Genomic DNA, 25,678 nt, shown 5'->3' with positions numbered 1-25,678 from the left:
CTCCCGTAATACATTTTGAGGAAAGTCAAAACGTCATGACGCGCATGAAATATCTGGTGGCAGCCGCCACATTAAGCCTGTTTTTGGCGGGTTGCTCGGGTTCAAAGGAAGAAGTACCTGATAATCCGCCAAATGAAATTTACGCGACTGCACAACAAAAGCTGCAGGACGGTAACTGGAGACAGGCAATAACGCAACTGGAAGCGTTAGATAATCGCTATCCGTTTGGTCCGTATTCACAGCAGGTGCAGTTGGATCTCATCTACGCCTATTATAAAAACGCCGATCTGCCGTTAGCACAGGCTGCCATCGATCGTTTTATTCGCCTGAACCCGACCCATCCGAATATCGATTATGTCATGTATATGCGTGGCCTGACCAATATGGCACTGGATGACAGTGCGCTACAAGGATTCTTTGGCGTTGACCGTAGCGATCGCGATCCTCAACATGCTCGAGCTGCGTTTAGTGACTTTTCCAAATTAGTTCGCGGCTATCCGAACAGTCAGTACACCACCGATGCCACCAAACGTCTGGTGTTCCTGAAAGATCGCCTGGCGAAATATGAATACTCTGTTGCCGAGTACTATACAGAACGCGGCGCATGGGTTGCTGTCGTTAACCGTGTAGAAGGCATGCTGCGCGATTTCCCGGATACTCAGGCTACACGTGATGCTCTGCCACTAATGGAAAATGCTTACCGTCAGATGCAGATGAATGCACAAGCTGAAAAAGTCGCGAAAATCATCGCCGCAAACAGCAGCAATACATAACAGAATTCTGAAACGCAAAACGGCAGCCCTTGAGCTGTAATGCCGATCAGTTAAGGATCAGTTGACCGATCCAGTGGCTGTGTAAGAATCCGGAAACGCTCACTCGTTTCCGGATTTTTTTATGCACATTGGACAGGCCCTTGATCTGGTATCCCGTTACGATTCTCTGCGTAACCCACTGACTTCTCTGGGGGATTACCTCGACCCCGAACTCATCTCTCGTTGCCTTGCCGAATCAGGTACTGTAACGCTACGCAAGCGCCGTCTTCCCCTCGAAATGATGGTCTGGTGTATTGTTGGCATGGCGCTTGAGCGTAAAGAACCTCTTCACCAGATTGTGAATCGCCTGGACATCATGCTGCCGGGCAATCGCCCCTTCGTTGCCCCCAGTGCCGTTATTCAGGCCCGCCAGTGCCTGGGAAGTGAGGCTGTCCGCCGCGTGTTCACGAAAACAGCGCAGCTCTGGCATAACGCCACGCCGCATCCGCACTGGTGCGGCCTGACCCTGCTGGCCATCGATGGTGTGTTCTGGCGCACACCGGATACACCAGAGAACGATGCAGCCTTCCCCCGCCAGACACATGCCGGGAACCCGGCGCTCTACCCGCAGGTCAAAATGGTCTGCCAGATGGAACTGACCAGCCATCTGCTGACGGCTGCAGCCTTCGGCACGATGAAGAACAGCGAAAATGAGCTTGCTGAGCAACTTATAGAACAAACCGGCGATAACACCCTGACGTTAATGGATAAAGGTTATTACTCACTGGGACTGTTAAATGCCTGGAGCCAGGCGGGAGAACACCGCCACTGGATGATCCCTCTCAGAAAGGGAGCGCAATATGAAGAGATCAGAAAACTGGGTAAAGGCGATCATCTGGTGAAGCTGAAAACCAGCCCGCAGGCACGAAAAAAGTGGCCGGGGCTGGGAAATGAGGTGACAGCCCGCCTGCTGACCGTGACGCGCAAAGGAAAAGTCTGCCATCTGCTGACGTCGATGACGGACGCCATGCGCTTCCCCGGAGGAGAAATGGCGGATCTGTACAGTCATCGCTGGGAAATCGAACTGGGATACAGGGAGATAAAACAGACGATGCAACTGAGCAGGCTGACGCTGAGAAGTAAAAAGCCGGAGCTTGTGGAGCAAGAGCTGTGGGGTGTCTTACTGGCTTATAATCTGGTGAGATATCAGATGATTAAAATGGCAGAACATCTGAAAGGTTACTGGCCGAATCAACTGAGTTTCTCAGAATCATGCGGAATGGTGATGAGAATGCTGATGACATTGCAGGGCGCTTCACCGGGACGTATACCGGAGCTGATGCGCGATCTTGCAAGTATGGGACAACTAGTGAAATTACCGACAAGAAGGGAAAGGGCCTTCCCGAGAGTGGTAAAGGAGAGACCCTGGAAATCCCCCACAGCCCCGAAAAAGAGCCAGTCAGTTGCTTAACTGACAGGCATTACAGCCCTTGAGCTGCCGTTTTTTTATTCTGTAACGCGTGTAACTGAAGCGATTTAGTCGCGATCGATCTCATCAAATATGGCTCGCTTTGAGACATTCCTCAAGTAAAAAAACACTTCTTCCTGCGATTTCTCACAAAAAAACTTCGTTGACAAAAAGTGACAAAATTATGAGATTTCCATCACACATTTTGACATCAGGAACGGTATGCTGAATTCACCAAGACGGGAAGACAAGAGGTAAAATTTATGACAATGAACATTACCAGTAAACAAATGGAAATTACTCCGGCCATCCGCCAACATGTCGAAGACCGTCTCGCCAAACTGGAAAAATGGCAAACACATCTGATTAATCCACATATCATTCTGTCCAAAGAGCCACAAGGGTTCGTTGCTGACGCCACTATCAATACACCTAACGGCGTTCTTGTTGCCAGTGGTAAACATGAAGATATGTACACCGCAATTAACGAATTGATCAACAAGCTGGAACGGCAGCTCAATAAACTGCAGCACAAAGGCGAAGCACGTCGTGCCGCAACATCGGTGAAAGACGCCAACTTTGTCGAAGAAGTTGAAGAAGAGTAGTCCTTTATATTGAGTGTATCGCCAACGCGCCTTCGGGCGCGTTTTTTGTTGACAGCGTGAAAACAGTGCGGGTACTGTACTGAAGTCGCTTAAGGAAACAAATATGAAACACACTCTGTTCTTCTTCGCATTCTTTTTTACCTTCCCCTGAATGGGAGGCGTTTCGTCGTGTGAAACAGAATGCGAAGACGAACAATAAGGCCTCCCAAACCGGGGGGCCTTTTTTATTGATAACAAAAAAGGCAACACTATGACATCGGAAAACCCGTTACTGGCGCTGCGTGAGAAAATCAGCTCGCTGGATGAAAAATTACTGGCGCTACTGGCAGAGCGGCGCGAACTTGCTGTCGAGGTGGGAAAAGCCAAACTGCTCTCTCATCGCCCGGTACGTGATATCGATCGTGAACGCGATTTACTGGAAAAACTGATTACACTCGGTAAAACGCACCATCTGGATGCGCACTACATTACCCGTCTGTTCCAGCTTATCATTGAAGATTCCGTATTGACCCAGCAGGCACTGCTCCAGCAGCATCTCAATAAAATTAATCCGCACTCTGCCCGCATTGCTTTTCTTGGCCCGAAAGGTTCCTACTCACACCTTGCCGCCCGTCAGTATGCTGCCCGTCACTTCGAGCAATTTATTGAAAGTGGTTGTGCCAAATTTGCTGATATTTTTAATCAGGTGGAAACAGGTCAGGCCGACTATGCCGTCGTACCGATTGAAAATACCAGCTCCGGTGCCATTAACGATGTCTACGATCTGCTGCAACATACCAGCTTATCGATTGTTGGCGAGATGACGCTGACCATTGACCACTGCCTGCTGGTTTCTGGTACTACAGATTTATCCACCATCAACACGGTCTACAGCCATCCGCAGCCATTCCAGCAATGCAGTAAATTCCTTAATCGCTATCCGCACTGGAAGATTGAATATACCGAAAGTACGTCCGCGGCGATGGAAAAGGTTGCACAGGCAAAATCACCGCATGTTGCTGCATTGGGGAGCGAGGCAGGCGGCACTTTGTACGGCTTACAGGTGTTGGAGCGCATTGAGGCAAATCAGCGACAAAACTTCACCCGATTTGTCGTGCTGGCGCGTAAAGCCATTAACGTTTCAGACCAGGTTCCGGCAAAAACCACGCTGTTAATGGCCACCGGACAACAAGCCGGTGCACTGGTTGAAGCACTGCTGGTGCTGCGCAATCATAATCTGATCATGACCCGTCTGGAATCACGTCCGATTCACGGTAATCCGTGGGAAGAGATGTTTTATCTGGATATTCAGGCCAACCTTGAATCAGCAGAAATGCAAAAAGCATTGAAAGAGTTAGGTGAAATCACCCGTTCGATGAAGGTGTTGGGCTGTTACCCAAGCGAGAATGTGGTGCCTGTCGATCCTGCATGATGAAGCCGTGCCGGATGTGATACGTATCACCCGGCACAAAATTATTACTGCCGGTTGTCGTTTGCCTGACGCAATAACACACGGCTTTCACTCTGGAAGCGTTGCGCGTAATCACCGAACCAGTGCTCAACCTTGCGGAAACTGTCAATAAACGCCTGCTTATCGCCCTGCTCCAGCAACTCAATCGCCTCGCCAAAACGTTTATAGTAACGTTTGATCAGCGCCAGATTACGTTCTGACGACATGATGATGTCGGCATAAAGCTGCGGATCCTGGGCAAACAGTCGCCCGACCATCGCCAGTTCAAGGCGATAAATGGGCGAAGAGAGCGCCAGAAGTTGCTCAAGCTGAACATTTTCTTCTGCCAGATGCAGGCCATAAGCAAAAGTAGCAAAGTGGCGCAACGCCTGGATAAACGCCATATTCTGATCGTGCTCCACGGCGCTAATGCGATGTAACCGTGCGCCCCAGACCTGAATTTGCTCCAGAAACCATTGATACGCTTCCGGCTGGCGGCCATCACACCAGACAACGACCTGTTTCGCCAGGCTACCGCTGTCCGGGCCGAACATCGGGTGTAGCCCCAGCACCGGACCATCATGCGCCGCCAGCATGGCCTGCAACGGTCCATTTTTCACCGATGCCAGATCAACCAGAATACAGTCTTGCGGTAAACGCGGCAATTTTCCTATGACCTGCTCAGTAACATGAATCGGCACACTAACAATCACCATTCCGGCATCGGCAACAATCTCAGCCGCACGTTCCCAATCATGTTGTTCAAGGATCCGCACCTGATAACCCGAGAGTGTCAGCATCTTCTCGAACAATCGCCCCATCTGACCGCCACCGCCGACGATAACCACCGGGCGCAACGTAGGACAAAGCGTTTTAAAGCCTTTGTCGTTCTCGCTGGAGTAAGATTCACGCATCACCCGACGCAGGATGTCTTCAATGAGATCCGGCGGCACTCCGAGAGCTTCAGCCTCGGCGCGCCGCGAGGCCAGCATGGATGCCTCACGCTCCGGAACATAAATAGGCAACCCAAAACGGCTCTTCACCTCACCGACTTCGGCAACCAGTTCCAGACGCTTCGCTAATAAATTCAGCAGCTCTTTATCGACTTCATCAATTTGATCGCGTAATGCGGTCAACTCAGCAACCATAATAAACCTCTTAAGCCACGCGTGCCGTCAACTGTCCGTTGAGATCATGATGAATCTCACGCAGCAAGGCATCTGTCATTTCCCAGCTAATGCAGGCATCGGTAACGGATACACCGTATTTCATTGCGCTGCGCGGTTGCTCGGAAGACTGATTGCCTTCGTGGATATTACTTTCGATCATCAGACCAATAATTGAGCGATTGCCATCTTTGATTTGGGCAACCACGGACTCTGCTACCGCAGGTTGGCGGCGATAATCTTTATTGGAATTACCGTGGCTGCAATCTACCATCAGTGAGGGACGCAGTCCCGCCTGTTCCATCTCTTTTTCACATTGCGCAATATCCGCAGGGCTATAATTCGGTGCTTTGCCGCCGCGCAGGATCACATGTCCGTCCGGATTACCTTGCGTTTGTAGCAACGCAACCTGCCCTGCCTGATTAATACCGACAAAACGGTGTGGCTGGGCGGCAGCTCGCATGGCGTTAATTGCCGTTGCCAGACTGCCATCGGTGCCGTTTTTAAAACCAACCGGCATAGACAGGCCAGATGCCATTTCACGGTGTGTTTGCGATTCTGTGGTGCGAGCACCAATTGCTGACCAGCTAAACAGATCACCAAGATATTGCGGGCTGTTTGGATCTAACGCCTCCGTCGCCAACGGCAGCCCCATGTTCACCAGTTCAAGCAGCAACTTACGCGCAATTTGCAGCCCGGCTTCTACGTCAAAAGAGCCATCCATATGCGGATCGTTAATTAACCCTTTCCAGCCGACAGTAGTACGGGGTTTTTCAAAATAGACGCGCATCACCAGATAGAGGTTATCGCTGACCTCTTCGGCAAGAGCTTTAAATCGACGAGCATATTCCAGAGCCGTTTCAGGATCATGAATGGAACAAGGACCACACACTACCAGCAGACGAGGATCGCGCCCGGCGATAATATCTGAAATGGTTTTACGCGAATCGGCAATCTTGGCTTCTTGTTGCAGGCTTAATGGAAAAGCGGCCTTCAATTGTTCCGGGGTCATCAGAACCTGTTCATCGGTAATGTGTACGTTATTCAGCGCGTCTTTTTGCATGATGGTGATCCTGTTTATGCTCGTTTGCGATAGTTGATCCTCAGCGAGGATGACGTAACGATAACACAACAAGTAAAGATTTCAATCCAAATTTCGTAAATAATAGTTTACATATGCGGTTTTAATGCTTCTGAGATAATTAATTTCGTAAAAATAAATTTACACCACTATCAAAAACAATCCGCTATGCTTTGAAAAAGGAGAAAAAATGATGAAAAAATTTATCGGTCCCCTGTTGGCCTTAGTGATTAGCGGTTGCCAGATTGATCCTTATACTCACGCGCCAACCTTGACCAGTACCGACTGGTATGACGTTGGTATGGAAGATGCTATATCAGGCGTTGCCATAAAAGACGACGATACATTTAACGATTCACCAACAGATCGGGTGGTATACCTTAAAGGATATGCCGAAGGACAAAAGAAAACCTGCCAGCCTGATTTTACTTACGCCAGAGGGCTATCTGGTAAAAGCTTTCCCGCCAGTTGTGACACCGTGGAAAATGCCAGTCAACTGCATGAAGTATGGCAAAAAGGAGCCGATGAAAATGCCAGCACGATACGATTGAATTAATTTAAACCTCATCAATAAATTAATCATAAGATTTAACTTATTTGAAGTTTAATTCTCGTTTTGATGACGAGTGCATAAAATAATGATATTTTAATGAGCATCCTAAAGAAAATTTTCGATGCGTTTCGAGCAACGGTGGTGAGGATCCCTGAATGCGCTTTTCTCACCGACCGATCTTACTACTGCTCTTTCTCCTGGCAGGATCGCCATTACTCGCTCAGGGTGCTTCTGACGTTACAAAAAATGTACGTTTGATGGTTTCCGGTATCGTCAGCTACACTCGCTGGCCTGCATTGACTGGCCCACCAAGGCTATGTATTTTTTCATCTTCACGTTTTAGCGCAGCCCTACAAGAGAACAACGCAACTTCTTTGCCTTATATCCCCATCATCATTAACTCTAAACAAGAGGCACTGATTTCAAGCTGCGATGGCTTTTATTTTGGCAACGAGTCACCGACATTCCAGATAGAATTAATCGATGAATATCCGTCTAAGGCGTTATTATTAATAGCCGAACAAAATACCGAGTGCATTATTGGCAGCGCCTTTTGCCTGATCATCAACAATAATAATGTCAGATTTGCCGTAAACCTGGATGCCTTATCGCGTAGTGGTGTAAAGGTCAACCCGGATGTCTTAATGCTCGCACGGAAGAAAAATGATGGGTAACGATAATTCTCTTAATAAGCGCCCCACGTTTAAAAGAGCATTACGCAATATCAGCATGACCAGCGTATTTATCACTATGACGCTGATCTGGCTGCTGCTTTCCGTGACATCGGTGCTGACCCTGAAACAATACGCGCAAAAAAACCTGGCACTCACCGCAGCGACAATGACTTACAGTCTGGAAGCTGCTGTCGTTTTTGCCGATGGTCCGGCAGCCACAGAAACGTTAGCCGCGCTGGGTCAGCAGGGCCAATTTTCAACCGCAGAAGTGCGAGATAACCAGCAAAACATTCTGGCATCCTGGCATTACACCAGTAAGGCTCCGGGCGAGACATTCAGTAATTTCATTAGCCACTGGCTCTTCCCCGCTCCCGTCATTCAGCCGATTCGCCATAATGGCAAAATCATTGGCGAAGTACAGTTAACTGCTCGCGACAACTCAATCAGTCATTTTATCTGGTTATCGCTGGCTGTTCTGACGGGCTGCATTCTGCTGGCATCAGGCATTGCAATCACCCTTACCCGCCATTTGCATAATGGACTGGTGGAAGCGCTAAAAAACATCACTGACGTCGTTCATGATGTGCGCTCCAACCGCAATTTTTCCCGCCGTGTTTCGGAAGAACGAATCGCAGAATTTCACCGCTTTGCTCTCGACTTCAATAGCTTGCTGGATGAAATGGAAGAGTGGCAGCTCCGTTTGCAGGCAAAAAATGCCCAGCTTCTACGTACCGCGCTACATGACCCATTAACCGGGCTGGCGAACCGCGCTGCATTCCGCAACTGCATCAATACGTTAATGAATGATTCTGCTGCTCGAGAAACCTCAGCTTTACTTTTTCTTGATGGCGATAATTTCAAATATATCAATGACACATGGGGGCACGCGACGGGCGATCAGGTCTTGATCGAGATAGCCATACGGTTAATGGAATTTAGCGGAAAACGACATCAGTCATACCGCATAGGAGGCGACGAGTTCGCCATGGTTCTGTCTGGCGTACTGTCAGAATATGAAGTGCAGCGCATCTGTGCAGATCTCACACAAACCTTTCATCGCCCATTCAATCTCCATAACGGTCATCAGGCCAGCATGACCTTAAGTATTGGATACGCCCTGACTCGTGAACACGATTCTGCCGAAAAATTACAAGAGCTGGCCGATCGTAATATGTATCAGGCCAAGCACCAGCGCGCCGAAACGCGGGTGAAATAACAAGGAAATATCTACATGATAAAGCAACTGGTAGCACCTCTGGTTTTCTCTTCTCTGATACTGGCAGGTTGCCAGGCTCCACAAGGCAAGTTTACCCCAGAGCAAGTCGCTGCTATGCAGTCTTATGGTTTTACTGAATCCGCCGGTGACTGGTCACTTGGCTTATCAGACACGATTCTGTTTGCTAAAAATGACTACAAACTACTTCCGGAAAGTCAGCAACAGATCCAAACCATGGCGGCGAAACTGGCTTCTACCGGGCTAACACATGCCCGTATGGATGGTCATACCGATAACTACGGTGAAGATAGCTACAATGAAGCCTTATCACTGAAGAGAGCGAATGTCGTCGCAGATGCCTGGGCTGAAGGTGGGCAAATTCCTCGCAGCAATCTCTCTACTCAAGGCTTAGGGAAAAAATACCCCATCGCCAGCAACCAGACATCTCAGGGTCGGGCCGAGAACCGCCGCGTCGCTGTGGTGATAAGTGCGCCTTAAACTCAATTTCAGTAGATAAAAAAAGGGCCAGCCAATTGGCCAGCCCTTCTTAACAGGATGTCGCTTAAGCGAAATCTTAGTTAAGACGCTCTTTGATACGAGCAGCCTTACCAGTACGCTCACGCAGGTAGTACAGTTTAGCTTTACGAACAGCACCACGACGTTTGACAGAAATGCTGTCAACTACCGGAGAGTGAGTCTGGAAGACACGCTCAACGCCTTCGCCGTTGGAAATTTTACGAACAGTGAATGCAGAGTGCAGACCGCGGTTACGAATAGCGATAACCACGCCCTCGAATGCCTGCAGACGTTTTTTGGAACCTTCAACAACCCATACTTTCACTTCCACGGTATCACCCGGACGGAAGGAAGGTACGTCCTGCTTCATCTGCTCTTGTTCAAGTTGCTTAATAATGTTGCTCATAATTTAATCTCTTATCCTGGGTAAACTGATATCTCGGGGGCTTACGCCATCCCATCATGTTTATGTTGCTGTTGCGCGTGTTCGGTTTTGAACTCCGCCAGCAACCTTGCTTGCTCTTCAGTCAGAGCCAGGTTTTCCAGAAGTTCAGGTCTTCTAAGCCAGGTACGGCCCAGCGACTGTTTCAAACGCCAGCGACGTATCTCGGCATGGTTGCCCGACAGTAACACTGACGGAACTTCCATCCCTTCTAACACCTCAGGCCGCGTATAGTGCGGGCAATCCAGCAATCCTTCAGCAAAGGAATCTTCCGTTGCTGAGGCTTCATGTCCCAGTACCCCCGGAATAAACCGGGAGACAGAGTCAATCAACGTCATTGCTGGTAACTCACCACCACTCAGAACGTAATCCCCGATTGACCATTCTTCGTCAATTTCGGTTTGGATCACGCGCTCATCTATACCTTCGTAGCGACCGCACACCAGAATCAATTTTTGATTCGTTGCCAGTTCGCTGACGCCTGCTTGATCAAGCTTGCGCCCCTGCGGTGACAGATAGATCACCTTAGCGCCTTCACCCGCCGCGCTTTTTGCTGCATGAATGGCATCCCGTAAAGGTTGCACCATCATTAACATCCCCGGTCCGCCGCCGTAAGGACGATCGTCCACGGTACGGTGCCGGTCATGCGTGAAGTCACGAGGACTCCAGCTCTGGATGCTCAGCAGGCCATTTTTAACTGCCCGGCCAGTTACCCCGTAATCGGTAATTGCGCGGAACATTTCAGGAAACAGGCTAATTATGCCAATCCACATAGCGCCGTCTTTTACCGTTTATCCGGTGGTTTAAAAACCAGGATCCCAATCTACTTCGATTGAACGAGTAGTGAGATCGACTTTCTTGATAACCTGCCCATCGAGGAACGGTACGAGACGTTCCTTGATACCAAACGCATCTTTCAGGTTTGCCTTAATGACGAGAACGTCATTAGATCCGGTTTCCATCATGTCGACGACTTTACCGAGATCGTAGCCTTCAGTGGTCACTACCTGGCAGCCCATCAGGTCTTTCCAGTAGTAGTCCCCCTCTTCAAGCTGAGGCAACTGCGAAGAATCTACGACAATTTCACAATTCGTCAGCAGGTTCGCCGCATCACGATCGTCAACGCCTTTCAGCTTGATGATCATGTCCTGATTGTGGTGCTTCCAGCTTTCCAACTGGACTTGCTGCCACTGACCCGCCTTCTGGATAAACCAGGGCTGATAGTCAAAAATGCTTTCGGCGTCTTCGGTGGAAGAAAACACTCTGAGCCACCCACGAATACCGTAAGACGAACCCATTTTTCCCAAAACGATGGGATCAACAGGTGCTTGCGCGGTGAGTTGTTTGCTCATCATGACCACCGTGACAGATTAAGCTGCTTTGTTTACTTCTTTGATCAGCGCAGCAACGCGATCAGAAATAGTTGCGCCCTGGCCAACCCAGTGAGCAATGCGATCCAGATCCAGGCGGGCGCCTTCTTCTTTTTCGCTAGCGATTGGGTTGAAGAAACCAACGCGCTCAATGAAGCGACCGTTGCGTGCATTACGGCTGTCAGCGACAACAACCTGGTAGAACGGACGCTTTTTAGCGCCGTGACGTGCTAAACGAATAGTTACCATAACATCCTCTTGTGTGAATAAAACAACCGGACCCCATCGAGGAACGGAGTCCGGTGTCATATTAAAAGCCCGAAAATTTTACTGATTTCTGGAGAAAATGCAATCAACAGTTAATAACTCTGTCGCATAAGGTTATTTAGCGACCAGGAAATCCCGGCGGCATCATCCCTTTCATGCTTCTCATCATCTTCGCCATTCCGCCCTTCTTCATCTTCTTCATCATGCGCTGCATGTCGTCGAACTGCTTCAGAAGACGGTTAACATCCTGTACCTGCATACCGCAACCGGCAGCGATACGACGTTTACGCGAACCTTTGATGATTTCTGGCTTAGCGCGCTCTTTCAGCGTCATCGAGTTGATGATGGCTTCCATACGCACCAGCACTTTATCGTCCATCTGCGACTTCACGTTCTCCGGGATCTGCCCCATACCCGGCAGTTTGCCCATCAGGCTGGCCATGCCGCCCATGTTTTTCATCTGGCGCAACTGTTCAAGGAAATCGTTGAGATCGAAGCCGTCGCCTTTTTTCAGCTTGCTGGCTAATTTCTCAGCCTGCGCGCGGTCAACTTTGCTTTCGATATCTTCGATCAGCGACAGAACATCGCCCATACCGAGAATACGGGAAGCGATGCGATCCGGATGGAACGGTTCCAGCGCCTCTGTTTTCTCACCAACACCGAGGAATTTGATCGGTTTGCCAGTGATGTGACGAATCGAGAGCGCCGCACCGCCGCGGGCATCGCCGTCTACTTTGGTCAACACTACGCCGGTAAGCGGTAACGCTTCATTGAACGCTTTTGCCGTATTGGCGGCATCCTGACCGGTCATGGCGTCAACCACAAACAAGGTTTCAACCGGGTTAATCGAAGCATGGACTTGTTTGATCTCGTCCATCATCGCTTCATCAACGTGCAAACGACCGGCAGTATCCACCAGCAACACGTCGTAGAATTTCAGTTTGGCTTCTTTCAGCGCCGCATTAACGATATCGACCGGCTTCTGACCAACATCTGAAGGGAAGAAATCGACGCCTACCTGTTCGGCCAGCGTCTCAAGCTGTTTGATTGCCGCCGGACGATAAACGTCGGCAGAAACCACCAGCACTTTCTTTTTGTGCTTCTCGCGCAGGAACTTACCGAGTTTACCAACGCTGGTTGTTTTACCGGCACCTTGCAGGCCCGCCATCAGCACCACCGCAGGCGGCTGCGCAGCCAGATTCAGGGTCTGGTTCTCTTCGCCCATCGCCGCAACCAGTTCGTTACGGACGATTTTGACGAACTCCTGCCCCGGCGTCAGGCTCTTGTTAACTTCATGACCAACCGCTTTCTCTTTTACGCGATTGATAAACTCACGCACTACCGGCAGAGCGACGTCCGCCTCCAGCAGCGCCATGCGCACTTCGCGCAGCGTATCTTTAACGTTGTCTTCAGTAAGGCGTCCACGGCCACTGATATTGCGCAGCGTGCGCGACAAACGATCGGTTAAATTATCAAACATTGTCTCTCGCCTGGGGTGGAAACGGTTGGCCGCAATCGCGACACATCATCAGTATTTTGCCGCAGTATAACATGAAGGCGTCTTTGTTGTTATGCAACGGTTGGAGCCGCGTTCACCTGACGCTATACTGCTTTTCTTTCTCATTGCTCAAACTGTCGACATTACTATGCCCGTTTTTGCTCTGCTCGCGCTCGTCGCCTACTCTGTCAGTCTCGCACTGATTATTCCCGGTCTGCTGCAAAAAAACGGCGGCTGGCGGCGAATGGCTATTATTTCTGCGGTCATCGCGCTGGTTTGCCACGCTATTGCTCTTGAAGCCCGCATACTGCCCGGCGGTGATAGCGGACAAAACCTTAGCCTGTTGAATGTCGGTTCGTTGGTCAGCCTGATGATCTGTACGGTGATGACCATTGTGGCCTCACGTAACCGTGGCTGGCTGCTGCTGCCGATTGTTTACGCCTTTGCGCTCATCAACCTAGCGCTGGCGACCTTCATGCCCAATGAATACATCACCCACCTGGAAGCAACACCCGGGATGCTGATGCACATTGGCTTATCGCTCTTTTCCTACGCCACACTGATTATCGCTGCCCTGTACGCGCTGCAACTGGCATGGATTGATTACCAACTGAAGAACAAGAAGTTGGCGTTTAATCAGGAAATGCCTCCGCTGATGAGTATTGAACGTAAAATGTTCCACATCACGCAAATTGGTGTGGTGCTATTGACGCTCACTCTCTGTACAGGCCTGTTCTACATGCACAACTTATTTAGCATGGAAAATATCGACAAGGCCGTGCTCTCTATTGTGGCGTGGTTTGTCTATATTGTGCTGCTGTGGGGGCATTATCATGAAGGATGGCGTGGACGCCGCGTTGTCTGGTTTAACGTCGCCGGCGCAGTCATTCTGACACTGGCCTATTTTGGCAGCCGAATTGTCCAGCAGTTAATCAGCTAAACCAGAAAAGGAGCTTCCCCTGGAACATATCTCTACTACCACGTTGATCATAATTTTGATCATCATGGTGGTCATTTCAGCCTATTTTTCCGGCTCCGAAACCGGAATGATGACACTCAACCGCTATCGCCTGCGACATATGGCGAAGCAGGGTAATCGCTCGGCTAAACGGGTCGAAAAATTACTGCGCAAACCCGACCGCCTGATAAGCCTGGTGTTAATCGGCAATAACCTGGTCAATATTCTCGCTTCCGCACTGGGCACCATTGTCGGAATGCGCTTGTACGGTGATGCAGGCGTGGCGATTGCGACCGGCGTGCTGACCTTCGTGGTGCTGGTTTTTGCCGAAGTATTGCCGAAAACCATTGCCGCGCTGTACCCGGAAAAAGTCGCCTATCCGAGTAGTTTTCTGCTGGCTCCGCTGCAAATTTTGATGATGCCACTGGTCTGGCTACTGAACGCCATCACCCGTATGCTGATGCGTATGATGGGTATCAAAACCGATATCGTAGTCAGCGGCTCTTTAAGCAAAGAGGAGTTGCGCACCATTGTGCACGAATCACGCTCACAAATTTCCCGCCGCAATCAGGATATGCTGCTATCGGTGCTCGATCTGGAAAAAATGACCGTTGATGACATCATGGTGCCGCGCAGTGAAATCATCGGCATCGATATCAACGACGACTGGAAATCGATTCTCCGTCAACTCTCCCACTCTCCTCACGGGCGCATCGTGCTGTACCGCGACTCTCTGGACGACGCCATTAGTATGCTGCGAGTACGTGAAGCCTGGCGGCTGATGTCGGAGAAAAAAGAGTTCACTAAAGAAACCATGCTGCGCGCTGCGGACGAAATTTATTTTGTTCCGGAAGGCACGCCGCTCAGTACACAATTAGTTAAATTTCAACGCAATAAAAAGAAAGTTGGTCTGGTCGTCAACGAATACGGAGATATTCAGGGGCTGGTCACAGTTGAAGATATTCTTGAAGAGATTGTCGGTGATTTCACCACGTCGATGTCACCAACGCTTGCCGAAGAGGTCACACCGCAAAACGACGGTTCGGTGATTATCGATGGCACCGCCAACGTGCGAGAAATTAACAAAGCCTTTAACTGGCATCTACCGGAAGATGATGCCCGCACGGTTAATGGCGTTATTCTGGAGGCGCTGGAAGAGATCCCTGTCGCAGGCACCCGCGTGCGTATTGGCGAGTACGATATCGATATCCTCGACGTTCAGGACAATATGATTAAGCAGGTAAAAGTTTTTCCTGTAAAACCGCTACGTGAAAGCGTGGCGGAGTAACGAAAACGGCCCGGCATTCATATGCAGGGCCGTAACTCATTACGAAGGCAGAAATTAAGCTTTCGCTTTCGCGACAGTAACCATCGCCGCACGAATCGTACGACCGTTCAGCGTATAACCCTTCTGCATGATGCCCAGTACGTTACCCGGCGCAACGTCATCAGATTCCACCATTGCGATGGCCTGATGCACGTTTGGATCCAGCGGTACGTTCGTTTCGGCAATGACATCAACGCCAAATTTACGTACTACATCCAGCATCGACTTCAGCGTCAGCTCAATACCTTCAACCATCGCAGACATATCCGGGTTAGCTTTATCAGCCACTTCCAGCGCACGATCCAGACTATCAATCACCGGCAGCAATTCGTTGATGAATTTCTCCAGCGCAAATTTATGCGCTTTTTCGATATCCAGTTCAGTACGACGACGCAGGTTTTCCATTTCCGCTTTTACGCGCAAAATACCGTCCCGTTCACGGGTCTGGGCTTCAGCCAGCTGAGCTTCGAGATTCGCAATTTTTTCATCGCGCGGATCCACCTGCTCAGCAGAAGCTTCTGGCTCAACTGCCTCAATCTCTTCGTGCTGATCCATGATAATTTCTTCCGGGGCTTGCCCCTCAGGCGTTTTCTGTTCTTTACTACTCATGAATTTCTCCGCGTTTTTTTCGCATTCATCTCGCTAACTTGGCTTATTATGGGGATCAGTTTCAGGGTTTCAAGGGAAGCGCTCACATTGTCATCAATCTTCACAACAAGGACCTCGGAAAAATGAATAATCATTTCAAGTGTATTGGCATTGTGGGACACCCACGGCACCCTACTGCACTGACAACACATGAAATGCTCTACCGCTGGTTGTGCACAAAAGGTTACGAGGTCATCGTTGAGCAGCAAATCGCTCACGAACTGCAACTGAAGAATGTGAAAACTGGCACACTCGCGGAGATTGGACAACTGGCTGATCTCGCGGTAGTTGTTGGTGGCGACGGTAATATGTTGGGCGCGGCGCGCACGCTCGCCCGCTACGACATTAAAGTCATTGGCATCAACCGTGGCAACCTAGGTTTCCTGACTGACCTTGACCCCGATAACGCCCAACAACAGTTAGCCGATGTGCTGGAAGGCCACTACATCAGCGAAAAACGTTTTTTGCTGGAAGCACAAGTCTGCCAGCAAGATTGCCAGAAGCGCATCAGCACAGCGATTAACGAAGTAGTGCTTCACCCAGGTAAAGTAGCGCATATGATTGAGTTCGAAGTGTATATCGACGAGATCTTTGCGTTTTCTCAGCGCTCCGATGGACTGATTATTTCTACGCCTACAGGTTCTACCGCCTATTCCCTCTCGGCGGGCGGCCCGATTCTGACACCATCACTGGATGCAATTACCCTGGTGCCAATGTTCCCGCATACACTCTCGGCGCGCCCGCTGGTCATTAACAGCAGCAGCACAATTCGCCTGCGCTTTTCGCACCGCCGTAGCGATCTGGAAATTAGCTGCGACAGCCAGATAGCGCTACCGATTCAGGAAGGTGAAGATGTCCTGATTCGTCGTTGTGATTACCATCTGAATCTGATTCATCCAAAAGATTACAGCTATTTCAATACATTAAGCACTAAGCTCGGCTGGTCAAAAAAATTATTTTAATTTTACACCAGCCTCTTTACTGTATATAAAACCAGTTTATACTGTACACAATAACAGTAATGGTTTTTCATACAGGAAAACGACTATGTTGGCACAACTGACCATCAGCAACTTTGCTATTGTTCGTGAGCTTGAGATTGATTTTCACAGCGGTATGACCGTAATAACCGGTGAGACCGGCGCAGGCAAATCTATTGCAATAGATGCGCTCGGCCTTTGTCTCGGTGGTCGCGCTGAAGCCGACATGGTGCGTACCGGCGCTGCTCGCGCAGACCTGTGCGCTCGTTTTTCTCTTAAAGATACGCCAGCGGCTCTGCGCTGGCTGGAAGAAAACCAACTGGAAGATGGCCGCGAATGCCTGCTTCGTCGCGTGATCAGTAGCGATGGCCGCTCCCGTGGTTTCATCAACGGCACGGCCGTTCCTCTGTCACAACTGCGCGAACTGGGTCAGTTGCTCATCCAGATCCACGGTCAGCATGCTCATCAGTTACTCACCAAAGCCGAGCACCAAAAATTCCTGCTTGATGGCTACGCCAATGAAACTTCTCTGCTCCAGGAAATGACCGCTCGTTATCAGTTGTGGCATCAAAGCTGCCGCGACCTGGCGCATCATCAACAGTTAAGTCAGGAACGCGCCGCTCGCGCGGAACTGCTGCAATATCAGTTAAAAGAACTGAACGAATTTAATCCGCAGCCCGGTGAGTTTGAACAAATCGACGAAGAGTACAAGCGTCTGGCTAACAGCGGTCAATTGCTGACTACAAGCCAGAATGCACTGGCATTAATGGCCGACGGCGAAGATGCAAACCTGCAAAGTCAGCTTTATACAGCAAAACAATTGGTTAGCGAACTGATTGGTATGGACAGCAAACTGTCCGGTGTACTTGATATGCTGGAAGAGGCCACAATCCAGATAGCTGAAGCCAGTGACGAATTACGCCACTACTGCGATCGTCTGGATCTCGACCCTAACCGGTTGTTCGAACTTGAACAACGTATCTCAAAACAGATTTCACTGGCACGTAAACACCACGTCAGCCCGGAAGCATTGCCGCAATATTATCAATCACTGCTGGAAGAACAACAGCAACTCGACGATCAGGCCGACTCACAAGAAACTCTCGCGCTGGCCGTAACTAAACACCATCAGCAGGCGCTGGAAACGGCACGCGCGTTACACCAACAACGCCAGCACTATTCAGCAGAACTTGCGCACCTGATCACCGACAGTATGCACACACTCTCCATGCCGCATGGGCAATTTACGATTGATGTGAAATTTGATGAGCATCACCTGAGCGCTGACGGTGCCGACCGCATTGAGTTTCGGGTTACCACCAACCCTGGTCAGCCAATGCAGCCTATCGCCAAAGTCGCATCCGGTGGTGAATTGTCGCGTATCGCTCTGGCGATTCAGGTTATTACAGCGCGTAAAATGGAAACGCCAGCGCTCATTTTCGATGAAGTGGATGTGGGGATCAGCGGCCCGACTGCAGCAGTCGTCGGCAAACTGCTACGTCAGCTTGGCGAATCAACCCAGGTAATGTGTGTTACCCACCTGCCACAAGTCGCAGGATGCGGTCATCAACACTATTTTGTCAGCAAAAAAACAGATGGCGCGATGACAGAAACACATATGCAATCACTGGATAAAAAGGCGCGGTTACAGGAGTTGGCGCGCTTACTTGGTGGTAGCGAAGTTACCCGCAACACCCTGGCGAACGCGAAAGAACTGCTTGCGGCGTAAACTTTTTTACTGCTTCACGGTCAGAGTAGACAGCAAAACGCCGTAAGACCCGACAGCAAAAGGTTTTAAAGTGACGAAAGGTCTATTATCATCGGCATATTACAGATGAGCCACGTACTGCTCGGGCCCGAAAAGGAATCAAATCACTATGCGCTGTAAAACGCTGACTGCTGCCGCAGCAGTACTATTGATGTTGACCGCAGGCTGTTCCACTCTGGAGCGAGTGTTTTACCGTCCTGACATCAACCAGGGGAACTATCTGACCGCTAACGACGTATCCAAAATACGCGTTGGCATGACGCAACAACAAGTTGCGTACGCATTGGGTACACCGCTGATGTCCGATCCATTTGGTACGAATACTTGGTTCTATGTCTTCCGCCAACAACCAGGTCATGAAGGTGTAACGCAGCAAACGCTGACGCTGACCTTTAACAGCAGCGGTGTGTTGACCAATATTGATAACAAACCCGCACTGAGTGGCAACGAATAAAATTTGCTGTCTATAGCGATCAAAAAGGTGCTCGCTGAGCACCTTTTTTCTGCCTGCTATTTATTCGCTGACTTCTCTGCCCGCTGCCTGCGAAGCTCTTTCGGATCGGCAATCAATGGTCGATAAATCTCTACACGATCGCCATAGCGCACGATATCACTCAGTTTTGCCGGACGACTGTAAATGCCGACTTTATTTTTAGTTAAATCGATATCTGTACGCAATTCCAGCAAACCGCTGGCGCGAATCGCCTCTTCAACCGTCGCTCCCTCCTGCAACATCACACGTTGCAGGTACTGCTTCTCTGGTAACGCGTAAGCTACCTCAACGGCAATTTTACCTGGCACTATAAACCTCTTTTGCTCGCACAGTGAAAGCCTGCACCATATTAGTCGCCAGCTCTTTAAACACGCGACCAAAGGCGAGTTCAATCAGCTTATTAGTAAACTCAAAATCGAGATGAAACTCGATACGGCACGCCTCCTGGCTCAGCGGCGTAAACTTCCAACCGCCGATCAACTTCTTGAACGGCCCATCAACCAGATTCATGAGGATACTTTGGTTACTGGTCAACTGATTCCGGGTAGTAAACGTTTTGCTGATCCCAGCCTTAGAGACATCTACCGCAGCGGTCATCTGCCCAGGAGTTGACTCCAGAATCCGACTTCCGGTACAACCCGGCAAAAACTGAGGATAAGACTGAACGTCATTCACTAACTGATACATTTGCTCCGCGCTGTAGGGTACGAGTGCGGTCCGGCTAATTTGAGGCATAACAAATTCCATCAACAAAAAACCAACAAATAATATCATTTATCCTGCTGTAAAAAAAACGCTATCCCGGCACTGGGTAACATCGGGTTCATGCTAAGATAGAGCCTTGTCCCCCGCAGGATTAATATGGGGTGTTTTCGATTTCAGATTACCGATGATTCACGACGCTTATGACGAAGAAAAAAGCACATAAACCTGGTTCAGCAACCATAGCGCTCAACAAGCGCGCCCGTCACGAATACTTTATTGAAGAAGAGTTTGAAGCGGGACTCGCCCTGCAAGGCTGGGAAGTTAAATCCCTGCGCGCAGGAAAAGCCAATATTAGCGACAGCTATGTTCTTCTGCGCGACGGAGAAGCGTTCCTGTTTGGCGCAAATATCACGCCGATGGCTGTGGCTTCCACGCATGTGGTGTGCGATCCTACTCGTACTCGCAAGCTACTTCTCAACCAGCGCGAACTGGACTCATTGTACGGTCGCGTAAATCGTGAAGGCTATACCGTAGTGGCGCTCTCCCTGTACTGGAAAAATGCCTGGTGCAAAGTAAAAATTGGTGTCGCGAAAGGTAAGAAACAACACGATAAACGTTCTGACATCAAAGAACGTGAATGGCAGGTGGATAAAGCACGTATCATGAAAAACGCTCACCGTTAAACCTACATAACATATACTGATCAGCCCCTCACCGCGCCTCCCCTCTCCGGTGGCGCGAATGAACATCTTGTTGATAATCATATTTAGCACAGATGTAGTCATCCCCATGCTTAATCGAATAAAAGTCATGCTACGCAGGCGCTAAATCCTTGACGATGTCGCCATTGGGGCTGGTCATGGCGCTCACAAATCTGGTATACTCACCGTTACACATTGGGGCTGATTCTGGATTCGACGGGATTTGCGAAACCCAAGGTGCATGCCGAGGGGCGGTTGGCCTCGTAAAAAGCCGCAAAAAATAGTCGCAAACGACGAAAACTACGCTTTAGCAGCTTAATAACCTGCTTAGAGCCCTCTCTCCCTAGCCTCCGCTCTTAGGACGGGGATCAAGAGAGGTCAAACCCAAAAGAGATCGCGTGGAAGCCTTGCCTGGGGTTGAAGCGTTAAAACTTAATCAGGCTAGTTTGTTAGTGGCGTGTCTGTCCGCAGCTGGCAAGCGAATGTAAAGACTGACTAAGCATGTAGTACCGAGGATGTAGGAATTTCGGACGCGGGTTCAACTCCCGCCAGCTCCACCAATCATGATTAGACGGCGTAAGAACAACACCAACAAAAACAGGAAGTTAGCAGTCTCAGCAGGACACCGACCAGACGGTGAGGAGACAAAAAAGGATACGCAAAGGAGCCGCGGCTCTTTAGTGACATAGAAGTCCGCTTATGCGGGCTTTTTTATTTTTTCATCTGCTTAATTTGGCTGTGCTTCATCTATCCCCTCAACAAGCACCATTCTTTTCGTTCACAGCTTCCATATATCAACCAGCCACGAATGCCTTTCAGCCATAAAAAATGAATGTCTGTTATGAGCTCTGAGTTCAACGGGTCGATGCAACGCTATCCTTAATCAAGGGGGACGTTGCTCTTCTGAAATGCAAAAGGGGCTCTAAATGTGAATGGCACGATTATGCGGGATACTTACATAATGTATGGAGACTACGCATTATTCCCCCCCTGCCAAACAGGTGAAGAACTAAAAATCACCTGTTTACAACAGGTGATTTCAAATTAACTCAATCGTGTATTAAATCGCAGGACACGTTTGTTTTGAAGTTTGAAATCACACCCAATACTCACCTCCTATAACCATCACTAACTTATTATTTTAAATAATTATTTCTCTAAAAAAGCATCTATAACTCACCTCACCATATGTTAATAAAATATTGTTTTTGATCACAATAAGAAAACAATATGTCTCTTTTGTGCGCATTTTTCAGAAATGTAGATATTTTTAGATTATGGCTACGAAGTGAGCATCGCCATGTCACCCTACATCTCATAAAAGGATTGCTTCTGATGAATGCACTGACCGCCGTACAAACCAATACTGTCGATTCAGGCCAGGACTATAGCGGATTCACCCTCATACCGTCGGCGCAATCCCCGCGTCTGCTGGAACTCACCTTCACCGAACAGACGACCAAACAGTTTCTCGAACAGGTTGCCGAGTGGCCCGTGCAGGCGCTGGAGTACAAATCGTTTCTGCGTTTTCGGGTGGGCAAAATTCTCGACGATCTGTGTGCAAACCAACTACAGCCGCTGCTGTTGAAGACGTTGCTAAACCGCGCTGAAGGTGCGCTGTTGATCAATGCGGTAGGTGTCGATGATGTGAAGCAGGCGGATGAGATGGTGAAGCTGGCGACGGCGGTGGCGCATCTGATTGGTCGCTCAAATTTCGATGCGATGAGCGGTCAGTATTATGCGCGTTTTGTGGTGAAAAATGTCGATAACTCAGACAGCTATCTGCGCCAGCCGCACCGCGTGATGGAGTTGCATAACGACGGCACCTATGTCGAAGAGATCACTGATTACGTGCTGATGATGAAAATCGACGAACAAAACATGCAGGGCGGAAATTCGCTGCTGCTGCATCTCGATGACTGGGAACATCTGGACCACTTTTTCAGCCACCCGCTGGCGCGCCGTCCGATGCGTTTTGCCGCACCGCCAAGTAAAAACGTCAGCAAAGATGTCTTCCATCCGGTGTTCGACGTCGATCAGCAGGGGCGCCCGGTGATGCGCTATATCGACCAGTTCGTCCAGCCGAAAGACTTCGAAGAAGGCGTATGGTTGAGCGAGCTTTCCGACGCCATTGAAACCAGCAAAGGCATTCTGTCTGTCCCCGTTCCCGTTGGCAAATTCCTGTTGATTAACAACCTGTTCTGGCTGCACGGTCGCGACCGCTTTACCGCGCATCCGGATCTGCGTCGCGAACTGATGCGCCAGCGTGGCTATTTCGCTTACGCCACTAACCACTACCAGACGCATCAGTAAGCGCAAAGGAATTGAGCGGATGTATGATTTTGTGATTATTGGCGGCGGCATCATCGGCATGTCGACCGCCATGCAACTGATTGATGTCTATCCGGACGCCCGCATTGCGTTGCTGGAAAAAGAGTCCGGCCCGGCCTGTCACCAGACGGGCCACAACAGCGGTGTGATCCATGCCGGGGTCTATTACACGCCCGGCAGCCTGAAGGCGAAATTTTGCCTGGCGGGAAACCGCGCCACCAAAGCCTTTTGCGATCAAAACGGCATTCGCTACGACAACTGCGGCAAGATGCTGGTCGCCACGTCCGCTCTCGAAATGGAACGGATGCGCGCGTTGTGGAAACGCACGGCGGCGAACGGGATCGAGCGCGAATGGTTAAACGCCGACGAACTGCGCGAGCGCGAACCGAATATCACCGGGCTTGGCGGTATTTTTGTACCGTCCAGCGGCATTGTCAGCTATCGCGAAGTGACGGCGGCGATGGCAAAAATCTTCCAGGCCAGAGGCGGTGAGATTATCTATAACGCCGAAGTCAGCGCGCTCAGTGAGATAAAAACGGCGTGGTGATACGTACCCGTCAGGGCGACGAATATGAAGCATCGACGCTGATTAGCTGTTCCGGACTAATGGCTGACCGGCTGGTGAAAATGCTCGGCCTCGAACCGGGCTTTATCATCTGCCCGTTCCGTGGCGAGTATTTCCGCCTTGCGCCGGAGCATAACCAGATTGTTAACCATCTGATTTACCCCATCCCCGACCCGGCGATGCCATTTTTGGGCGTTCATCTCACCCGGATGATCGACGGTAGCGTGACCGTCGGGCCAAACGCGGTGCTGGCTTTCAAACGCGAAGGCTATCGCAAGCGCGACTTCTCATTTAGCGACACGCTGGAGATTTTGGGCTCTTCGGGGATTCGCCGGGTGCTACAAAACCACCTACGCTCAGGACTGGGCGAGATGAAAAACTCGCTGTGCAAAAGCGGCTATTTGCGGCTGGTGCAAAAGTATTGTCCCCGGCTTTCGTTAAGCGATCTCCAGCCCTGGCCCGCCGGTGTGCGGGCGCAGGCGGTATCGCCGGACGGCAAGCTGATTGACGATTTTCTGTTTGTCACCACCCCGCGCACGATCCACACCTGCAATGCGCCCTCCCCGGCAGCGACATCAGCAATTCCTATTGGTGCGCATATTGTCAGCAAGGTACAAACGCTGCTGGCACACGCTGCGAGCGGCACGTAGTGTGGATGCCTTACACGCCGCATTTAATCAATAACCTTTGAAAACAGGATGTAGCGATGAAACTTAACGACAGTAACTTATTCCGCCAGCAGGCGTTGATTAACGGGGAATGGCTGGACGCCAACAATGGCGAGGTCATCGATGTCACCAATCCGGCGAACGGCGACAAGCTGGGTAGCGTGCCGAAAATGGGTGCTGATGAAACCCGTGCCGCTATCGACGCCGCCAGCCGCGCCCTGCCCGCCTGGCGTGCGCTCACCGCCAAAGAACGCGCCACCATTCTGCGCAACTGGTTCAATTTGATGATGGAGCATCAGGTCGATTTAGCGCGCCTGATGACCCTCGAACAGGGCAAACCGCTGGCTGAAGCGAAAGGCGAAATCAGCTACGCCGCCTCCTTTATTGAGTGGTTTGCCGAAGAAGGCAAACGTATTTATGGCGACACTATTCCCGGTCATCAGGCCGATAAGCGCCTGATTGTGATCAAGCAGCCGATTGGCGTCACCGCAGCTATCACGCCGTGGAACTTCCCGGCGGCGATGATTACCCGCAAAGCCGGTCCGGCACTGGCAGCAGGCTGCACGATGGTGCTGAAGCCCGCCAGTCAGACGCCGTTCTCTGCGCTAGCGCTGGCAGAGCTGGCGATCCGCGCGGGTATTCCGGCTGGCGTGTTTAACGTGGTCACCGGTTCGGCGGGCGCGGTCGGTAACGAACTGACCAGCAACCCGCTGGTGCGCAAGCTGTCGTTTACCGGCTCGACCGAAATTGGCCGCCAGTTAATGGAACAGTGCGCGAAAGATATCAAAAAAGTGTCGCTGGAGCTCGGCGGCAACGCGCCGTTTATCGTCTTTGACGATGCCGATCTCGACAAAGCAGTGGAAGGCGCGCTGGCCTCAAAATTCCGCAACGCCGGGCAAACCTGCGTCTGCGCCAACCGTTTATACGTGCAGGACGGCGTCTATGACCGCTTTGCCGAAAAATTGCAGCAGGCGGTGAGCAAACTGCAAATCGGTGATGGACTGGAAAAAGGCGTCACCATCGGACCGCTGATCGATGAAAAAGCGGTAGCAAAAGTGGAAGAGCATATTGCCGATGCGCTGGAGAAAGGCGCGCGCGTGGTTTGCGGCGGTAAAGCACACGAACGCGGCGGCAACTTCTTCCAGCCGACCATACTGGTGGACGTTCCGGCCAACGCCAAAGTGTCGAAAGAAGAGACGTTCGGCCCCCTCGCCCCGCTATTCCGCTTTAAAGACGAAGCCGATGTGATTGCGCAGGCCAATGACACCGAGTTTGGCCTTGCCGCCTACTTCTACGCTCGTGATTTAAGCCGCGTCTTCCGCGTGGGCGAGGCGCTGGAGTACGGCATCGTCGGCATCAATACCGGCATTATTTCCAATGAAGTGGCCCCGTTCGGCGGCATTAAAGCCTCGGGTCTGGGTCGTGAAGGTTCGAAGTATGGCATCGAAGATTACTTAGAAATCAAATACATGTGCATCGGTCTTTAACTGGAGAACG

The 25,678-nt window shown here is 50.4% G+C and carries 27 protein-coding genes, 1 other RNA gene, 1 pseudogene and 1 other annotated feature; of the genes and pseudogenes, 19 read left to right on the top strand and 10 right to left on the bottom strand.

Annotated features, from left to right (window positions below; genetic code table 11):
* Positions 1 to 35 precede the first annotated feature (35 nt).
* From bamD to pheA, 5 genes are all read left to right on the top strand, one after another.
* A complete protein-coding gene (gene bamD / locus C1192_RS22535) occupies positions 36 to 773 on the top strand; it encodes an outer membrane protein assembly factor BamD (protein WP_000197680.1) in 738 nt (245 codons plus the stop codon).
* Between the two features lie 121 nt (positions 774 to 894).
* Positions 895 to 2,223, top strand: a complete 1,329-nt coding sequence (locus C1192_RS22530) for an IS4-like element IS4 family transposase (RefSeq protein ID WP_103194823.1) — start codon at positions 895 to 897, stop codon at positions 2,221 to 2,223.
* A gap of 260 nt (positions 2,224 to 2,483) precedes the next feature.
* Positions 2,484 to 2,825, top strand: coding sequence for a ribosome-associated translation inhibitor RaiA (raiA, locus tag C1192_RS22525; RefSeq protein WP_000178461.1), 342 nt, complete (start codon positions 2,484 to 2,486; stop codon positions 2,823 to 2,825).
* Positions 2,826 to 2,927: 102 nt separating this feature from the next.
* Positions 2,928 to 3,053, top strand: a sequence feature (Phe leader region).
* Positions 2,929 to 2,976, top strand: a complete 48-nt coding sequence (gene pheL / locus C1192_RS22520) for a pheA operon leader peptide PheL (RefSeq protein ID WP_101958059.1) — start codon at positions 2,929 to 2,931, stop codon at positions 2,974 to 2,976. (Overlaps the previous feature by 48 nt.)
* A 22-nt stretch (positions 3,054 to 3,075) precedes the next feature.
* A complete protein-coding gene (gene pheA / locus C1192_RS22515; protein ID WP_016262446.1) occupies positions 3,076 to 4,236 on the top strand; it encodes a bifunctional chorismate mutase/prephenate dehydratase in 1,161 nt (386 codons plus the stop codon).
* Between the two features lie 44 nt (positions 4,237 to 4,280).
* Here the strand turns inward: pheA and tyrA are convergent, their stop codons facing one another.
* Both tyrA and aroF read right to left on the bottom strand, forming a co-directional pair.
* On the bottom strand, positions 4,281 to 5,402 hold the full coding sequence (gene tyrA, locus C1192_RS22510; RefSeq protein WP_000225243.1) for a bifunctional chorismate mutase/prephenate dehydrogenase: 1,122 nt from the start codon (positions 5,400 to 5,402) through the stop codon (positions 4,281 to 4,283).
* 10 nt (positions 5,403 to 5,412) lie between these two features.
* The gene (gene aroF / locus C1192_RS22505) at positions 5,413 to 6,483 is read right to left on the bottom strand and encodes a 3-deoxy-7-phosphoheptulonate synthase AroF (RefSeq protein WP_001168033.1); all 1,071 of its coding nucleotides are present in this window, start codon (positions 6,481 to 6,483) and stop codon (positions 5,413 to 5,415) included.
* 208 nt (positions 6,484 to 6,691) lie between these two features.
* Between aroF and C1192_RS22500 the strand changes: the two genes are divergently transcribed.
* The 4 genes from C1192_RS22500 to C1192_RS22485 all read left to right on the top strand — a co-directional run bounded on the left by C1192_RS22500 (position 6,692) and on the right by C1192_RS22485 (position 9,442).
* A complete protein-coding gene (locus C1192_RS22500; protein ID WP_000976009.1) occupies positions 6,692 to 7,057 on the top strand; it encodes a DUF2799 domain-containing protein in 366 nt (121 codons plus the stop codon).
* Between the two features lie 152 nt (positions 7,058 to 7,209).
* Positions 7,210 to 7,728: a regulatory sequestration protein YfiR gene (gene yfiR, locus C1192_RS22495; protein WP_038355750.1), complete on the top strand. Its 519-nt coding sequence runs from the start codon at positions 7,210 to 7,212 to the stop codon at positions 7,726 to 7,728.
* Positions 7,718 to 8,944: a diguanylate cyclase DgcN/YfiN gene (gene dgcN, locus C1192_RS22490; protein ID WP_072274834.1), complete on the top strand. Its 1,227-nt coding sequence runs from the start codon at positions 7,718 to 7,720 to the stop codon at positions 8,942 to 8,944. Before yfiR ends, dgcN begins: the two co-directional genes overlap by 11 nt.
* Positions 8,945 to 8,959: 15 nt before the next feature.
* Entirely contained in the window at positions 8,960 to 9,442 is a 483-nt protein-coding gene (locus tag C1192_RS22485; RefSeq protein ID WP_000595358.1) for an OmpA family protein, read from the top strand.
* Positions 9,443 to 9,518: 76 nt separating this feature from the next.
* Here C1192_RS22485 and rplS read toward each other — a convergent pair whose 3' ends face one another.
* The 5 genes from rplS to ffh all read right to left on the bottom strand — a co-directional run bounded on the left by rplS (position 9,519) and on the right by ffh (position 13,019).
* Positions 9,519 to 9,866, bottom strand: coding sequence for a 50S ribosomal protein L19 (gene rplS / locus C1192_RS22480; RefSeq protein ID WP_000065253.1), 348 nt, complete (start codon positions 9,864 to 9,866; stop codon positions 9,519 to 9,521).
* Between the two features lie 41 nt (positions 9,867 to 9,907).
* A complete protein-coding gene (trmD, locus tag C1192_RS22475; protein WP_000264785.1) occupies positions 9,908 to 10,675 on the bottom strand; it encodes a tRNA (guanosine(37)-N1)-methyltransferase TrmD in 768 nt (255 codons plus the stop codon).
* Between the two features lie 30 nt (positions 10,676 to 10,705).
* Entirely contained in the window at positions 10,706 to 11,254 is a 549-nt protein-coding gene (gene rimM / locus C1192_RS22470) for a ribosome maturation factor RimM (RefSeq protein WP_000043335.1), read from the bottom strand.
* A gap of 18 nt (positions 11,255 to 11,272) precedes the next feature.
* Positions 11,273 to 11,521: a 30S ribosomal protein S16 gene (rpsP, locus tag C1192_RS22465; RefSeq protein ID WP_001371138.1), complete on the bottom strand. Its 249-nt coding sequence runs from the start codon at positions 11,519 to 11,521 to the stop codon at positions 11,273 to 11,275.
* A gap of 136 nt (positions 11,522 to 11,657) precedes the next feature.
* Positions 11,658 to 13,019 carry a signal recognition particle protein gene (gene ffh, locus C1192_RS22460; protein ID WP_000460036.1) on the bottom strand — a complete coding sequence of 454 codons (1,362 nt, stop codon included), beginning with the start codon at positions 13,017 to 13,019 and terminating at the stop codon, positions 11,658 to 11,660.
* Between the two features lie 166 nt (positions 13,020 to 13,185).
* Here ffh and C1192_RS22455 point away from each other — a divergent pair, with 166 nt between their 5' ends.
* Positions 13,186 to 13,977: a cytochrome C assembly family protein gene (locus C1192_RS22455; protein ID WP_010376639.1), complete on the top strand. Its 792-nt coding sequence runs from the start codon at positions 13,186 to 13,188 to the stop codon at positions 13,975 to 13,977.
* A 19-nt stretch (positions 13,978 to 13,996) separates the two neighbouring features.
* Entirely contained in the window at positions 13,997 to 15,283 is a 1,287-nt protein-coding gene (locus tag C1192_RS22450) for an HlyC/CorC family transporter (RefSeq protein ID WP_010723175.1), read from the top strand.
* A 54-nt stretch (positions 15,284 to 15,337) separates the two neighbouring features.
* On the opposite strand, the gene grpE is transcribed toward C1192_RS22450, so the two are convergent.
* A complete protein-coding gene (gene grpE / locus C1192_RS22445) occupies positions 15,338 to 15,931 on the bottom strand; it encodes a nucleotide exchange factor GrpE (protein ID WP_001366580.1) in 594 nt (197 codons plus the stop codon).
* A gap of 122 nt (positions 15,932 to 16,053) precedes the next feature.
* Here grpE and nadK point away from each other — a divergent pair, with 122 nt between their 5' ends.
* From nadK to bamE, 3 genes are all read left to right on the top strand, one after another.
* Complete coding sequence (gene nadK, locus C1192_RS22435) at positions 16,054 to 16,932, top strand: NAD(+) kinase (protein ID WP_001059172.1); 879 nt, start codon at positions 16,054 to 16,056, stop codon at positions 16,930 to 16,932.
* 85 nt (positions 16,933 to 17,017) lie between these two features.
* Positions 17,018 to 18,679 (top strand): DNA repair protein RecN, encoded by a 1,662-nt coding sequence (gene recN, locus C1192_RS22430; protein WP_038355751.1) that lies wholly within the window; start codon positions 17,018 to 17,020, stop codon positions 18,677 to 18,679.
* Positions 18,680 to 18,827: 148 nt separating this feature from the next.
* Entirely contained in the window at positions 18,828 to 19,172 is a 345-nt protein-coding gene (bamE, locus tag C1192_RS22425) for an outer membrane protein assembly factor BamE (protein ID WP_038355752.1), read from the top strand.
* 56 nt (positions 19,173 to 19,228) lie between these two features.
* On the opposite strand, the gene C1192_RS22420 is transcribed toward bamE, so the two are convergent.
* Both C1192_RS22420 and ratA read right to left on the bottom strand, forming a co-directional pair.
* Positions 19,229 to 19,519: an RnfH family protein gene (locus C1192_RS22420; RefSeq protein WP_038355753.1), complete on the bottom strand. Its 291-nt coding sequence runs from the start codon at positions 19,517 to 19,519 to the stop codon at positions 19,229 to 19,231.
* Entirely contained in the window at positions 19,509 to 19,946 is a 438-nt protein-coding gene (gene ratA / locus C1192_RS22415) for a type II toxin-antitoxin system toxin RatA (RefSeq protein ID WP_010376629.1), read from the bottom strand. Before ratA ends, C1192_RS22420 begins: the two co-directional genes overlap by 11 nt.
* 170 nt (positions 19,947 to 20,116) lie before the next feature.
* On the opposite strand from ratA, the gene smpB reads away from it, so the two are divergent.
* The 5 genes and pseudogenes from smpB (at position 20,117) to gabD (ending at position 25,668) form a co-directional block, all read left to right on the top strand.
* Positions 20,117 to 20,599 carry an SsrA-binding protein SmpB gene (gene smpB, locus C1192_RS22410; RefSeq protein WP_000162574.1) on the top strand — a complete coding sequence of 161 codons (483 nt, stop codon included), beginning with the start codon at positions 20,117 to 20,119 and terminating at the stop codon, positions 20,597 to 20,599.
* A gap of 215 nt (positions 20,600 to 20,814) precedes the next feature.
* Positions 20,815 to 21,177: a transfer-messenger RNA gene (gene ssrA, locus C1192_RS22405) on the top strand.
* 775 nt (positions 21,178 to 21,952) lie between these two features.
* Entirely contained in the window at positions 21,953 to 22,930 is a 978-nt protein-coding gene (gene glaH / locus C1192_RS22395) for a glutarate dioxygenase GlaH (protein ID WP_010377831.1), read from the top strand.
* A gap of 19 nt (positions 22,931 to 22,949) precedes the next feature.
* Positions 22,950 to 24,197: pseudogene (gene lhgD / locus C1192_RS22390) on the top strand (L-2-hydroxyglutarate dehydrogenase).
* Between the two features lie 22 nt (positions 24,198 to 24,219).
* Complete coding sequence (gene gabD, locus C1192_RS22385) at positions 24,220 to 25,668, top strand: NADP-dependent succinate-semialdehyde dehydrogenase (RefSeq protein ID WP_038355754.1); 1,449 nt, start codon at positions 24,220 to 24,222, stop codon at positions 25,666 to 25,668.
* The last annotated feature ends 10 nt before the right edge of the window (positions 25,669 to 25,678 follow it).

The sequence above is a fragment of the Escherichia marmotae genome (assembly GCF_002900365.1).
In the GTDB taxonomy this organism is placed as follows: Bacteria; Pseudomonadota; Gammaproteobacteria; order Enterobacterales; family Enterobacteriaceae; genus Escherichia; species Escherichia marmotae.
Note: the sequence above shows the minus strand (reverse complement) of the source record. Positions and strands in the feature narration are given on the sequence as shown.

What these genes read in the sequence shown, in the direction of transcription:
- bamD (WP_000197680.1), top strand. Translation starts at nt 36, where the DNA reads ATGACGCGCATGAAATATCTGGTGGCAGCCGCCACATTAAGCCTGTTT.
- C1192_RS22530 (WP_103194823.1), top strand. Translation starts at nt 895, where the DNA reads ATGCACATTGGACAGGCCCTTGATCTGGTATCCCGTTACGATTCTCTG.
- raiA (WP_000178461.1), top strand. Translation starts at nt 2,484, where the DNA reads ATGACAATGAACATTACCAGTAAACAAATGGAAATTACTCCGGCCATC.
- pheA (WP_016262446.1), top strand. Translation starts at nt 3,076, where the DNA reads ATGACATCGGAAAACCCGTTACTGGCGCTGCGTGAGAAAATCAGCTCG.
- tyrA (WP_000225243.1), bottom strand. Translation starts at nt 5,402, where the DNA reads ATGGTTGCTGAGTTGACCGCATTACGCGATCAAATTGATGAAGTCGAT.
- aroF (WP_001168033.1), bottom strand. Translation starts at nt 6,483, where the DNA reads ATGCAAAAAGACGCGCTGAATAACGTACACATTACCGATGAACAGGTT.
- C1192_RS22500 (WP_000976009.1), top strand. Translation starts at nt 6,692, where the DNA reads ATGATGAAAAAATTTATCGGTCCCCTGTTGGCCTTAGTGATTAGCGGT.
- yfiR (WP_038355750.1), top strand. Translation starts at nt 7,210, where the DNA reads ATGCGCTTTTCTCACCGACCGATCTTACTACTGCTCTTTCTCCTGGCA.
- dgcN (WP_072274834.1), top strand. Translation starts at nt 7,718, where the DNA reads ATGATGGGTAACGATAATTCTCTTAATAAGCGCCCCACGTTTAAAAGA.
- C1192_RS22485 (WP_000595358.1), top strand. Translation starts at nt 8,960, where the DNA reads ATGATAAAGCAACTGGTAGCACCTCTGGTTTTCTCTTCTCTGATACTG.
- rplS (WP_000065253.1), bottom strand. Translation starts at nt 9,866, where the DNA reads ATGAGCAACATTATTAAGCAACTTGAACAAGAGCAGATGAAGCAGGAC.
- trmD (WP_000264785.1), bottom strand. Translation starts at nt 10,675, where the DNA reads ATGTGGATTGGCATAATTAGCCTGTTTCCTGAAATGTTCCGCGCAATT.
- rimM (WP_000043335.1), bottom strand. Translation starts at nt 11,254, where the DNA reads ATGAGCAAACAACTCACCGCGCAAGCACCTGTTGATCCCATCGTTTTG.
- rpsP (WP_001371138.1), bottom strand. Translation starts at nt 11,521, where the DNA reads ATGGTAACTATTCGTTTAGCACGTCACGGCGCTAAAAAGCGTCCGTTC.
- ffh (WP_000460036.1), bottom strand. Translation starts at nt 13,019, where the DNA reads ATGTTTGATAATTTAACCGATCGTTTGTCGCGCACGCTGCGCAATATC.
- C1192_RS22455 (WP_010376639.1), top strand. Translation starts at nt 13,186, where the DNA reads ATGCCCGTTTTTGCTCTGCTCGCGCTCGTCGCCTACTCTGTCAGTCTC.
- grpE (WP_001366580.1), bottom strand. Translation starts at nt 15,931, where the DNA reads ATGAGTAGTAAAGAACAGAAAACGCCTGAGGGGCAAGCCCCGGAAGAA.
- nadK (WP_001059172.1), top strand. Translation starts at nt 16,054, where the DNA reads ATGAATAATCATTTCAAGTGTATTGGCATTGTGGGACACCCACGGCAC.
- recN (WP_038355751.1), top strand. Translation starts at nt 17,018, where the DNA reads ATGTTGGCACAACTGACCATCAGCAACTTTGCTATTGTTCGTGAGCTT.
- bamE (WP_038355752.1), top strand. Translation starts at nt 18,828, where the DNA reads ATGCGCTGTAAAACGCTGACTGCTGCCGCAGCAGTACTATTGATGTTG.
- ratA (WP_010376629.1), bottom strand. Translation starts at nt 19,946, where the DNA reads ATGCCTCAAATTAGCCGGACCGCACTCGTACCCTACAGCGCGGAGCAA.
- smpB (WP_000162574.1), top strand. Translation starts at nt 20,117, where the DNA reads ATGACGAAGAAAAAAGCACATAAACCTGGTTCAGCAACCATAGCGCTC.
- glaH (WP_010377831.1), top strand. Translation starts at nt 21,953, where the DNA reads ATGAATGCACTGACCGCCGTACAAACCAATACTGTCGATTCAGGCCAG.
- gabD (WP_038355754.1), top strand. Translation starts at nt 24,220, where the DNA reads ATGAAACTTAACGACAGTAACTTATTCCGCCAGCAGGCGTTGATTAAC.